Source organism: Tolypothrix sp. FACHB-123, from assembly GCF_014697075.1.
Taxonomy (GTDB): Bacteria; Cyanobacteriota; Cyanobacteriia; order Cyanobacteriales; family Nostocaceae; genus Aulosira.
The window spans coordinates 25,590-39,258 of sequence record NZ_JACJRE010000049.1; the positions used below are offsets into that span (position 1 = coordinate 25,590).

Below are 13,669 nucleotides of genomic sequence, written 5' to 3' on the forward strand. Positions count from 1 at the left end.
GCCCCGTTCGCGGAGCGTTGCCGAAGGCTAGGGGCTTTCCGCAGGATAATTATGGGGGATTTTATGAATATTTTGCTGAGAACATTCAAGAAGCGTCTCAGGCAAAATCAAAGGTCACTAATCATTGCTCATTCTTCCCGCCAAACAAGCGACGATGTATAGCAATTGCCCAGGTTCAACGGGTTTAGCAATGTGCATTTGATATCCTGCTGCTAGCGCCTCTGTTTGCTCTGCATCTCCAGCATAGGCGGTGAGGGCGGCGGCGGGAATTTGCCCTCCAGCTTCAGCATCCAGCGCCCTTACCTGACGAATCAAATCATAACCGTCTTGCTCTGGCAAACCAAGATCAGACAGCAGAACATCGTAGCCGTTAGGGTTAGCCATCAAGGTTGAGATTGCAGCATTAGCTGATGCAACAGCTGTCACTTCTACTCCGTATTGCTCAAGGCTAACCATAAATAACTGGCGAATATCCGGTTCGTCATCAACAACCAGTACCCGCACACCCGCTAATGAGGTAATATTCCCACTTGGCACTTCTAAGCGTTCTTGTAAGGCGACTAATTGTCTAGTAATCAGCAGAGAATGTTCACTCGATTGAGTTTGTAAAGGTAGGATGATTGTAAAAGTTGCCCCTTGACCATCACCCTGGCTCTCTGCTTCAACTGTACCGCCGTGGAGTTCTACTAAGTGACGCACAATCGAAAGCCCCAGCCCTAGACCAGGGTTTGAGCGCCTTCTGCTACCATCAGCTTGACGGAAGCGCTCGAAAATATAAGGGAGAAAATCGGGTCTAATACCGCTACCTGTGTCGCTAACTTGAATTTCAGCGTGGAAATCACTGTACTCTAGAGTGATATTAATTCTGCCTCCGGCTGGGGTAAATTTAATCGCGTTAGAAAGCAAGTTCCACATCACCTGCTGTAAGCGATTGGGATCGCCGTTTATCCTGATGTCTGTGGGATTTAACCTGGTTTCAATTTGGATATTTTTGGCTTTGGCTGATATCTGGACAACATCAATCGCAGCTTCAATCACCGCTACAAGCTCAATTAATTCAGCATTGACACGCAGCCTACCAGCGCTGATAAGTGAGACATCTAACAAATCCCCAATGAGCTGGGCTTGAGCTATGGCGCTGCGCTCAATTGCTTCTAATCCTTGATTAAGGATCTCTTGTTCGAGATTTGACCGCCGTAGCAACTGTGCCCACCCCAGTAAAGAATTAAGCGGATTACGCAGTTCATGAGAAAGAACTGATAAAAACTCATCTTTAGCACGGTTAGCTGTTTCCGCAGCAGCACGAACTGATTGTTCTTGAGTAAGCAACTGAGCGCGTTCTGCTTCCAATCGCTTTTGCTGGGTAATATCCTCAATTACTAAAAGAATTAATTGCATCTCGTCGATTTGTGGCAATCTCCGCGCATTCAGCCGCATAATTTTGTGTCCAATTGACTCAAAGTTATGCTCAACTTCTAAATCTTGAAATGGGGTATTGCTGGGGATAACATCTTCTAAGAGCGATCGCAATAATGAGATATTCCACTGTCCATTGCCAAGTTCAAAAATCAACCGCTGTTCTGTTTGTGTAGGTACTACTTGGAAGGTTTGGTAGAAAGAGCGATTGGCTTTCACCACCCGTAACTCTAAATCCAGCACCAAAATCGATTCTCGTACCGTATCGACAATTGCTTGGGCGTAATCTCTTGATGCTCTTAGCTGTTCGGTACTGCGTTTGAGTTCGTCAATGTCAACTAAAACAACCACAGCACCATCTATTTTGTTGTCGATTGTGCGGTAAGGTCGAATGCGTAAATCATACCAGTGTCCTTCTGAGTCTTGAACTTCCTGGGTTTTAAAGTTGAGAGTGCCAATCACTTCTAAAATTTGTTGCTCTAAATCAGAAATATTCAAGTTGTGATTAATGTTACCGATTGGTCGTCCGACATCCGTGGGAATTAGGTTAAAAATCCTCCCCGCCACCGGAGTAAACCGCCGAATCCGCAAATCGCCCCCCAACATGAGAATGGGAATATTAATATTGCTGAGTAAATTCTGCAAATCATTGGTTACCTCAGTTGACTCAAGATTCCGCCGTTGCAGTTCGTCGTTAATAATGTTTAGTTCTTCATTGGTTGCTTGAATTTCTTCTTTAGCAGTTTCTAATTCCTCATTAGTACTTTGTAATTCTTCGTTGCTAGAAAGGATTTCTTCGTTAGCAGCTCTCAAGTTTTGATTGGTAGCTTGCTGTTCCTCAATAATTGATTGCAGATATTCTTTTGTAGTTGCTAACTCCTGCTTCAGTGCGTTAATTTCCTTTAGGGCAGCTATTTGTTGTTTCTGGGCAGACTTAATGTTGCGATCGCTTTTGGCGTTGCGCTCCGCGCCATCGCTAGCTGACTCAAAATCAACAGGCGGTAGTGATGGTATATCTTCAAACATCACTAAAAAGTAGCGTTCTTCAGTGCGGGGAGATTTAAACGGTACAACTTCAACCTTAACCAACCTAACTTGTCCGTTTTCGAGAATTTGGATATCTTCTTTTCGCACTGTCACCTTTCGTTGTTTTGCTTGGTGAATGGCAGTGCGTAGCTCTAGCCGCAATTCTTCTCTTGCCATCCTCAACAAATTAAAGCTCGGCCTGCCTGGTGGGGGTTGCAGATATAAATTAGTCTGTCCGCGAAATTGCAAAATCTCCAAATCGTTGTTAATAACTACACCAACCGGGGCATAGTGATTTAACACAATTCGGTCGGCTGCTGTCTGAATTTCCACTTCATCCCAAGCATTCTCAATCGCTGGTTGCTGCTGAGTATTTACTACTAAGGGATAGTTACTGGCAATTATATTTATACCTAATCGAGTAGATGTCATTTTTCGGGTATAAATCTTGGACTTTCTGTCCGCCAGCGTAAACAAATTTGAAAATTCACCTACTGTCTCTGAGGTACCCAACATCAAAAAGCCACTTGGCTTGAGACCATAATGAAATATGGGTAGGAGTTTCTTCTGCATCGGGATACCCAAATAAATCAGTACATTGCGACAAGTAATCAGATCCAAGTGCGAAAAAGGCGGATCGGCAGTCAGGTTTTGCCTAGCAAAGATACACAACTCACGCACTGGCTTGCTGATTTGGTAACCACCTTCTACCTGGATAAAGAAGCGCTGTAGACGTTCTGGAGAGACTTCTGCTACCAGGCTAGGCTTGTAGATGCCAATCCTCGCTGTTTCAATTGCTGCCTCATTAATATCTGTAGCAAAAATCTGGATTGGTGGATTGATTACCTGATTAGACAAAAACTCTAGCAAGCAAATAGCAATTGAGTAAGCTTCTTGACCAGTTGAACATCCCGCTATCCAAATGCGGATCGGTGAATCTGGCGTGTGATCCTGGGTAATAAGCGGAAATACTTTTGTTTTTAAGGCTTCAAAAGATTCCGGATCGCGGAAAAAACTGGTGACAGAGATCAGCACATCTTGATATAACGCCTTGACTTCTGTGGGATTTTCCACCAGATAATTGACGTAATCTTCCAATCTGTCCAGCTTGTACAAAATCATTCGCCGCAGGATGCGCCGCTTGAAAGTGGTTTGTTTATAGTATTTAAAATCAACTCCTGTAGCAGCACGTAGCAAACTAAAAATTGTCGAGATACTATCTCCCTTTGCTGGAGTTAACTCAGGTACCTCAGTTAGTGTTTCTGACTGCTGCTGGATATAAGGATGGCGACTCAGCTTTGTCAGCTCCTCAGCAATCTCTTGCGGGGTGAGAATAAAATCTACATGACCCGAAGCCACAGCAGTGTTCGGCATACTATTGACTTTTGCCGATTCTTGGCACTGGGCAAAGGTAATACCACCACATCCTTTAATAAATTCTAGTCCCCTTGTGCCATCTGCATCGCCCCCCGACAGCACGATGCCAATTGCTTTACTTCCCCGTTCTTCTGCTAAAGACATCAAGAAAGCATCCACTGACATAAAAACGCCGTAGGTTTTCCCCCTAGGAGCCAGTTTTAGAACTCCCTGAGCAATTGTCATTTTGGTATTAGGCGGAATCACGTAGACATGATTCGGTTCCACAACCATACCATCCTGCACTTCCGCTACAGGCATTTGGGTTGACCGTGAGAGAATCTCACTCAACAAGCTTTTTTGATTGGGACTCAAGTGCTGAATTACCACAAATGCCATACCTGTATCATTTGGCAAATGGCTCAGCAATTCTGTAAAAGCTTCTATTCCACCCGCAGAAGCACCCATCCCCACTATGGGAAATAATTCGTTTTGATGATTTTGCTGTTCTTCATTTGACGATTGACCAGCAGGGGAATTAGATTGAGATTTTTTAGCAGACCGCCTAGGGTTCATGATGTCAGCAGTTAATTGTTTCGGTTGTTAAGTTTTTAAGTAATTAAAACAACAGATATATTTTGTAATCGTTCAAAGATGAGTCCGATTAACTAGCGGTCTGGAGCTTTAATTTTAAGGCAATGATATAGCAATTCTAGGTAATTTATCAATCACTTGTGAAACCCAGCAATCCTGAACTCTTAACAGTAAATAAACAATCAATGTATACCTAGTTTAGCAAAAATCAAATAAGAGTCTTAGATATAGATATATAGCAATCCTATTTCAGATGTGAAAAATATCGGTTTTGGCTGTTGAATTTTAACCGTTGACAGTCAATAATTAAAAACCCTTGATATCAGATTTCACAAATCATTTAGGCTTGATATAGAGACGAACCTGAAATTCTAAAAATGTCAATATTCCCAATTTATAGCAGATACGTCCAGAATTCACAGATTTTTATAGCTTTGCTGATTATTTAGTGAGCGCGTTTCATTCGTACGGCGCTCTTTGCTACTTCAAAAATAAACAAAAATAAAAGCGATCGCTTGGACTGAGAAACTCTGCGATCGCCTTTTATGGGTACTAAACAATCTTTTTTTGTACTATCTGCCACCTGGCTATCAATAACTCTAATTGTTAACGTCGGTCTACTTAGCAGTTATTCTTCGCTCTTCACTAAGGTTGATATTGAGTTTTTTAGTGATAATTTTTGTTAAAATATATTTTTAAAGATCACTGGAGAGGCAAACTCATGGTTAACAGCAAATTTGATGATACATTAGCTGCCATTGAGTTAAATGCAGCGAGAAAACTAAACTGGGATTATAGCCAATTTAAAGAGTATTTTGATTTTACGGTAAATGAGGCAACTATTGAGATTAATCCCAAAAATCACCTCGAAGCATCTGAAGTAGAAACTTTAAAGCAAGCTCTATTAGACTATGGTTTTCAATACAAGAAAACCATAAATGATTTGATATTAGTTTTTGAACAAGACATCGAATTAAGATAAATCAATCACAAAAATTTAATTAAACCCACTCTTCAGTGTTACCATCAGACTCCAGAAAAAATAAATTCTGATTTCTGCTTACATAGATCTAACTTTGGCTAGACTCTTTCTCTATCCGCTTGTGCAAAAATCACCAAAGCTGCACTAAGGATCTTAATAAGAGACTATGAAAACACTGTTACTCTACCCCCAGTTTCCTCAGTCTTTTTGGTCTTACGATCGCGCTATGGAAATCGCGGGACTCAAAGCCGTCATTCCACCCCTGGGAATCATTACTGTTGCAGCATTATTACCCGAAGATTGGGAAGTAAGATTTTATGACCGCAATGTCCGTCTAGAGACAGAGGCAGATTGGGAGTGGTGTGACCTAGTGATTATCTCTGCCATGCTAGTGCAGAGACCAGATTTCCACGCCCTGATTAAAAAAGCCGTCAGGTTAGGTAAAAAAGTAGCAGTAGGCGGGCCTTATCCCACATCAGTCCCACAGGAAGCCCAAGCTTCTGGGGCTGATTATCTCATCCTAGATGAAGGAGAGATGACAGTTCCGCTATTCTTAGAAGCGATCTCTCAAGGCCAAACTCAAGGAATCTTCCGCTCGCCAGAAAAGCCGGATGTGACTCAAAGCCCTATGCCTCGCTTTGATTTGCTGGAACTTAATGCCTACTTCATGATGGCAATTCAGTTTTCTCGCGGTTGTCCCTTCAATTGCGAATTTTGTGACATTATCTCTCTCTACGGTCGCAAATCGCGGACTAAAGAACCTTCTCAAAGTTTAGCAGAGTTGCAATATCTCTATGATTTAGGTTGGCGAGGATCGCTATTTATTGTCGATGACAACTTTATTGGCAATCAGCGTAATGTTAAACGCTTCTTAAGAGAATTAATTCCTTGGATGCAACAGCACAACTATCCCTTCACCTTCATGACCGAAGCATCTGTGAACTTAGCAGAAGATGATGAACTGCTAGAACTGATGGTAGAAGCAGGATTCTATGCTGTTTTTCTCGGTATTGAAACTCCCGATCAAGATAGCCTCGTCGTAACGCGCAAAGTGCAAAATACACGCAACCCCTTAGTAGAAGCCTGTCACAAAATCAATGAAGCAGGTTTGCTGATCTATGCTGGGTTTATTCTGGGGTTTGACGGAGAACGCACTGGTGCAGGAGAAAGAATTCAAGCCTTTGTGGAAGAAACCAATATTCCTCAACCCATGTTGGGAATCCTGCAAGCTCCGCCCAACACAGCCCTCTGGAATCGCCTCCAACAGGAACAGCGTTTAATTGAGGGTGATAGCATTCATCCGACGGGAGATCAGAATACTCTGATGAATTTTATTCCCACCCGCCCCATTGCCGAAATTGCTAGAGAGTATGTAGAAGGCTTCTGGACGTTATACGAACCTGTCAACTATCTGCGCAGAGCTTTTCAACAGTGCCTGAATATTGTGCCCTCTAAAAGGGGAACACAAACAATGCAGATTCCTGTAGGTAGGAAGTTGCGGCTTTTTGCCCAGTTAATCTGGCATCAAGGCTTACGACGACCGGAAATTAGAGGTCAATTTTGGGGACAACTATGGACACTGCTGTGGACAAAACCCCAAGTGCTGAATATGTATTTGGCGCTATGCGCTGCGGGCGAGCATTTTTGGGAATATCGAGTTTTAGCCAGGGAACGCATTACGCAACAGCTAGGCTATGACCCATTAGAAGTCTCTGTACTACCTCAGGTGGAACGAACGCTAGTCAAGAATATGTAATTCACAATCAATGGTCAGAACTGTTCAGCTTGGTAATCAAAGCAGCTAGTGAACAATGACTGAAAAATCTTTCTAGAGTGATAATATAGACACTCACAAGCTGAATCTGACCATGAAATTAGTTTGCGCTCAAAGTGACCTCAGTACAAACCTCTCCCTTGTTAGCCGTGCTGTCCCTTCACGACCAACACATCCGGTACTTGCTAATGTGCTGCTACAAGCAGATGCACAAACTAACCAAGTAAGCTTAACCGCTTTCGATCTCAGCTTGGGTATCCGTACTAGCTTTAACGCTGAGGTATGGCAAGGAGGAGCGATCGCACTTCCTGCTAAATTACTCGTAGATATTACCTCTCGTCTCCCAGAAGGCGAAATTACCCTCGATGATGAATCAGCAACCGAAACCAACACAGGGGAGGGGTTAATTGTTACCCTGACACCAAAAAGCGGACATTATCAAGTACGCGCAATGGGTGCAGAAGAGTTTCCTGAATTACCTGTAATTGAAAATTCCGAAGTCATTCACTTAACCGCCGCCGCCTTAATTGAAGGCTTGCGCGGTTCCTTATTTGCTACTAGTGGCGATGAAACTAAGCAGGTACTCACAGGCGTACATTTAACAGTTAAACAAGATACGCTCGAATTTGCCGCTACTGATGGGCATCGTTTAGCAGTAGTAGAAACTACTAACGAGCGTCCTATGGAAAATAGTAACCAACTAGAAGTAACAGTACCAGCGAGAGCGCTACGGGAACTCCAACGGATGTTAGCTCATAGTTCCGCTGATGATGAACCTGTAGCTTTATATTTAGATCAAGGTCAAGTAGTATTTGGTTGGAAAAATCAACGCTTAACCAGCCGCACTTTAGAAGGACAATACCCCACTTATCGGCAACTCATACCCCGTCAATTTGAGCGCCAAGTTACTATCGATAGAAAACAATTTTTAAGCACTTTAGAGCGAATTGCAGTCCTAGCCGATCAAAAGAATAATATTGTCAAACTCAGCATAGATGGTGCTAACCAAGAAATTACATTATCTTGTGAATCTCAAGATGTGGGTAGCGGTAGAGAGTCAATGCCAGCCCAAATTTCTGGGGAAGATATAGATATTGCTTTTAATATCAAATATCTCATGGAAGGGTTGAAAGAATTACCATCTTCTGAGATTCAAATGCATCTCAATCAAAGCCTAACTCCGGTGATTTTTACACCTTTGGGCGGTTTAAAAATGACTTATTTAGCTATGCCTGTGCAATTGAGAAGTTAAATATGGGGCATGGGGAATTGAAAGAATTTTGGATTTTAGATTTTATGTTGAAATCCAATAACAAATGGCGAGCATCCCAAATTCACAAAAAGTCCCTCACCCTCAAGAGTATTGCATCAAAATTGGGATGCTCCCGACAAATTATAAATCAATACAGTTCAGTTAGCGCCAAAAACATTAAGCTGCGTAGGTTGGGTTGAGGAACGAAACCCAAAATTTCCAGGGGTTTGTTGGGTTGAACGAAGTGAAACCCAACCTATAATTATCCTTAACTGAACCGTATTGAATTATAAATGACTAACGACTATTTTGTTGAATGGGAATTTCAATCCAAAATTCTGTCCCTAAACCTGGTTCAGAATCGCATTTAAAGATACCGCCATGTTTTTCTACCACAATCTTGTAACTAATTGATAACCCTAAGCCAGTACCTTTACCCACTGGCTTAGTGGTAAAAAATGGGTCACATATTCTGGTTTTTAATGCTTCTGGAATCCCAGGGCCATTATCAACAATGCGAATTACGACACTCTTGATATTGCCTTTCATTTTACCAATAGAAGTATAAATAGTAATTTGATTTTTATGAGTTTCTGGGCTGGATTCTTGATAATCTTCTAAAGCATCGATCGCATTGCTCAAGACATTCATAAATACTTGATTTAACTGTCCGGCGTAGCATTCTACTAAGGGAAGTTCATCGTAATTTTTAACTATATAGATAGCAGGGCTTTCGGGCTTAGCTTTTAAGCGATGTTGTAAAATCAGCAGAGTATTATCAATACCCTCGTGAATATTTACTGCTTTCATTTCCGCTTCATCTAGACGCGAGAAATTTCTTAAACCCAAGACAATCTGACGGATGCGATCAATCCCCACTTTCATGGAAGTGAGAGTTTTAGGTAAATCTTCGTTGATAAATTCTAAGTCAATTTCTTCTCCAAGTTCCCAAATTTTCTGGCTGGGATTGGGTAATTCTTGCTGATATAAATCTAGCATCTTCAGTAAATCATCAGCATATTCGCTGACATGAACTAGATTGCCGTAAATAAAGTTTACAGGGTTATTAATTTCATGGGCAATACCCGCCACCAATTGCCCTAATGAGGACATTTTCTCGGTTTGGATGAGTTGGGTTTGGGTTTCTTGGAGATCGTGTAAGGCTTGGGTTAGCTGTTCTGTTTGCTGCTGAGTTCGTAAAAATAAGTTAACTTGTTGGATTGCTACACCTAGCTGATTAGCAATTTGCGCTAAAAACTGAATTTCTGAGGTTTCCCAGTGGCGGGGTGCCGAGTTTTGATAAGCTGCGAGTAAACCCCAGAGTTTTTGACCGATAAAAATTGGTGCGATCGCATATGCTTTAATTTGAAATTTTTCTAGCAGTTCAACATGACACCGAGAATGATTAGCCTGATAGATGTCATGGACTGCAAAGGTTTCATTTTGACGATAGCGGCCGCCTTGAGTTTCCTGTAAATAACTATCCTGCCAAATTGTTTTTGTTTCTGGGCTGATTAACTTTATCCAACCTTCATTGACAAACTCAGCAATAAATTCACCACTCCAATCGGCGTGAAATTGATACACAGCTACCCGATCTGCTTGTAGCGCTTTACAAATTTCTTGAGTAGTTGTTTGAAAAATTGCATCTAAATCAAGAAATTCACGAATTTTGGCGACAACTTCAAACAATACCCTTTGTTGCTCCGCCGCTTGTCGTAAATCTAAGGCTTGCTCTTGGGTGCGTTTGAGTAATTCTGCTTGCTGGAGTGCTACCCCAAGTTGGCCTGCAATCTGACTAATAAAGTTAACTTCTGACTCTTGCCATTGGCGGGGGGCAGAATGTTGATAAGTACATAACAAACCCCATAATTTTTGTCCCACAAAAATTGGTGCTAGGACAAAAGCGTAAATTTGATACTCTTCTAAGTTATCGAGATGACATTGAGTAAAGCCCATCTTGTAAATGTCATCCACTGCAAATGTTTCGTTGTAGCGGTAACGTCCTCCCTGAGTGTCTTGAAGATAAGTATCATTCCAAACTGTATTTACTCCTAGCTTGGATTCATTTGACCAATGAGGACTAGCAACTTCAAAATCACCAACAAATTCACCACCCCACTCAGCATCAAAACGATAAATAGAAACGCGATCGGCTTTGATTAATTGACAAACTTCTTGAGTAGTTATTTGAAAAATATTTTTAATATCAAGTGACTCGCGAATTTTAGCAATTACACCAAACACAGCTTGTTGTTGTTCTGCTGTTTTTTTAACTTCAATTGTCCGCTTTTTAACTTGTTTTTCTAAATTGCTATTAAAAGCTTGTACTTGTTGGTAAAGTTCATATTGCTGAATTGCTGACGCAAAATGTTTACCAATTTCTCTGGCCATTTCGATTTCTGCGTCTGTCCATTTTTGTACTTGAGCTATTTTAGTTTCACGCCATAATTCAAAGGATTGACGAGGATATAGTTGCCTCTGGTCGGAATCGAATTGCCCTGCCCACAAGGTTTCTGTATTGATTTCATCGCGAAAAATACTTAAATAGCCTACTAACTCTTGGCGATAATTCAAGGGAATCATCAAAATGCTGCGAATCTTAGTGCTTTGAAATGCAACTTGTACTGTTCGTATATAAGGTGTTTGGTAGATGTCAGAAATTGCCCAAACATCATATTCACCAGATTGATAATGTTCTTGCCAAACACTAGATTGTTCTATGAGCGGATAGATAGTTTTTTCATCTACAATAGGTTGTTGTCCGCAGATATAAAGCCTGACATATTCACTTCCGGGAATTAAACATTCTCCTAGGCTTTTAAATTTACTATTGTGGAAATTAAAAGCATTATGTCTAATACAAAGTCTACCTCCCGAACCACCAAAAGCAGCTACGGTAGCTTCTAAAGCTGGCTGTAGGACAATTGTCGGTAATGCATGTAGCAAAGTAGCAATACGGTTAATGCTAGCTTCCCGTTCAGCTTTTTCATGGGCTTGAGCCAGCAGGTTACTTTGAGCGATCGCTATTGATAATTGATCTACTACCCTTTGCACTAGTTCAATTTCATGCTCTGAAATCTTATGGCTTTGGGCATGATGAGACACCAAAAGTCCCCAGAGTTCTTTTTGACATAATATAGGCACTGCTAAGGAAGACTTGACTCCCATTGCTGTGAGGTATTTCACATGACAAGGATCGACAGGACGATAATGAATATCATCTGCTAGCTGTTCTCCTGTTTCTAAGTTACGCAGATGGCTGTGACCAATCTGTTGTTTTTCTACATCGACTACAGAACGCACCTGTGAATTTTTCAATAATTCTCTTGCATGAGGTGGAATATCATCAGCTGGAAAATTTAGCCCTAAAAGGGATGGTAATTTATCGTTATAAATCGATTCAGCAATGACCTGACCGCTACCATCAGCATGAAATTTGTAAATCATGACGCGATCGGTTCCCAGCAGCGATCGCACTTCTTTTGTCGTCGTTTTTAGAATATCTTCTAAATCCAACGTTCTCCGGATACTGCTTGTAATCCGTCGTAATAATCCTTCTTGCTCAAGGTTTAACTGCAACTCTATTTTTGCGATCGGGGTCATTGCTTGTAAATGCTATAAGTTATTTTTTATTTAGAAAAAATAAAAAAGATTATATCTAAAAATATTATTAAATTTATTGCCTATACATGTCTTCAGTAAAACTACGGTATAGGAACCTAGAAAAATTAGATAAATTGCCGCTAAAAAATCATCATTTATAATATGAAAAAATTTTTTCCAGCAATAAGATGAAACAATTAATCACTGTTTAAATTGCATTAAATAAGTGTGCTGTAATCGTCAAGATGGAAAATCTATACATAGCTTGCTAACACTTGCTAATACTTGCTTTTACCAATCAATGCTCATTGATAAATGCTGTGACTCAAGCCCTTGAGCCTTGATTAACAACATAAAATGCTGTTTGCATAAGTGTAATTATATACAAAAATATTACTTAAAAAACAGACGCGATCGCGATCGCGTCTGGACAAAAACAAAGTTTAATTCTGATAGTCTTGAAAGTTTAAGCAAACCGAATTTTCAGATAGTCTTCATCCATTTTTGCACCAGCAGGTTGGAGTGCGGCTAGAGCTTGTGGTAATACTAAATTACGCCGATGATTGCCAATAGTAATGTTTAATTCATCTCCTGTTTTACTCAAATTTACTTGATTTTTGGGAATCCCCGGTAAATACAGTTCTAAACTGTATTGGTTATTCTCTTGGACAACTCTAATAGTTGTTTCTTTGTAATAAACTTGCGTGGGATCTTCGTCTTTGTAGAGTGTCTCTTTCAGTCTTTCTAAGGCGGCTAAACCACACATTTCTTCCGAAAATAAGGGAACTTCCTTCACCGGGAGAGGATGAAAATCATCATGGATTTCTTGACGATACTGCTGCTGATTTTCCTTCCAGCGTTGGAAAAAGGGATCTTGAACTTCAGGGGGAATGATGCGATTAGCTATCACTAAATCTGTGGCAACATTATACAAACTCAAATAAGCATGAGCGCGCAGAGATTCTTTAATTACCATCTTTTCAGGATTGGCGACTAGGCGAACTGAAGTTTGAGTATTGTCAGTGAGTACTTTTTCCAAAGCTTCTATTTGTTCATAGAACTCATAAGGCGCATCCATGACTTCTTTATCAGGTAAGGAAAAACCAGCAATTGGGCGAAACAGAGGTTCCACCAAAGGCCGCAGCGCTACCGAGATGTTTTGAAATGGTTTGTAGAAACGGCGCATATACCAACCGCCAACTTCCGGTAAACTCAGCAATCGCAAAGCTGTACCTGTAGGCGCTGAATCAATAATCAAGACATCATATTCGCCTTCATCATAATGGCGTTTCATTCTCACCAAACCGAAAATTTCATCCATGCCTGGTAGAATAGCTAATTCTTCCGCCTGTACTCCTTCCAAGCCTCTAGCTTGGAGAACTTGGGTAATGTAACGCTTCACAGAACCCCAGTTTCCTTCTAGTTCTTGCAATGCATCTAGTTCTGCACCCCATAAATTTGGGCGAATCTGTATTGGTGCGTGTCCTAGTTCCAAATCAAAACTATCGGCTAAGGAATGGGCGGGATCTGTACTTAAGACCAATGTGCGATAACCTAACTCTGCACACCGGAGTCCAGTAGCAGCGGCTACAGAAGTTTTTCCCACGCCGCCCTTGCCTGTCATTAAAATTACCCGCATGAATGATTTTATCCTGCCTGAGAA

6 protein-coding genes are annotated in these 13,669 nt (G+C 41.1%); 3 read left to right on the forward strand and 3 right to left on the reverse strand.

Annotated features, from left to right (window positions below):
* Positions 1–117: 117 nt before the first annotated feature.
* A complete protein-coding gene (locus tag H6G41_RS25635; protein ID WP_190749915.1) occupies positions 118–4,374 on the reverse strand; it encodes a chemotaxis protein CheB in 4,257 nt (1,418 codons plus the stop codon).
* Positions 4,375–5,113: 739 nt separating this feature from the next.
* Between H6G41_RS25635 and H6G41_RS25640 the strand changes: the two genes are divergently transcribed.
* The 3 genes from H6G41_RS25640 to dnaN all read left to right on the forward strand — a co-directional run bounded on the left by H6G41_RS25640 (position 5,114) and on the right by dnaN (position 8,400).
* Positions 5,114–5,374: a hypothetical protein gene (locus H6G41_RS25640; RefSeq protein WP_190749917.1), complete on the forward strand. Its 261-nt coding sequence runs from the start codon at positions 5,114–5,116 to the stop codon at positions 5,372–5,374.
* A 166-nt stretch (positions 5,375–5,540) separates the two neighbouring features.
* On the forward strand, positions 5,541–7,130 hold the full coding sequence (locus tag H6G41_RS25645; RefSeq protein ID WP_190749919.1) for a B12-binding domain-containing radical SAM protein: 1,590 nt from the start codon (positions 5,541–5,543) through the stop codon (positions 7,128–7,130).
* 112 nt (positions 7,131–7,242) lie between these two features.
* Positions 7,243–8,400 (forward strand): DNA polymerase III subunit beta, encoded by a 1,158-nt coding sequence (gene dnaN / locus H6G41_RS25650; RefSeq protein ID WP_190749921.1) that lies wholly within the window; start codon positions 7,243–7,245, stop codon positions 8,398–8,400.
* A 297-nt stretch (positions 8,401–8,697) separates the two neighbouring features.
* Here the strand turns inward: dnaN and H6G41_RS25655 are convergent, their stop codons facing one another.
* Both H6G41_RS25655 and H6G41_RS25660 read right to left on the reverse strand, forming a co-directional pair.
* A complete protein-coding gene (locus H6G41_RS25655; RefSeq protein ID WP_190749923.1) occupies positions 8,698–12,006 on the reverse strand; it encodes a GAF domain-containing protein in 3,309 nt (1,102 codons plus the stop codon).
* Positions 12,007–12,472: 466 nt separating this feature from the next.
* Positions 12,473–13,645, reverse strand: coding sequence for a TRC40/GET3/ArsA family transport-energizing ATPase (locus H6G41_RS25660; protein WP_190749924.1), 1,173 nt, complete (start codon positions 13,643–13,645; stop codon positions 12,473–12,475).
* Between the last annotated feature and the right edge of the window lie 24 nt (positions 13,646–13,669).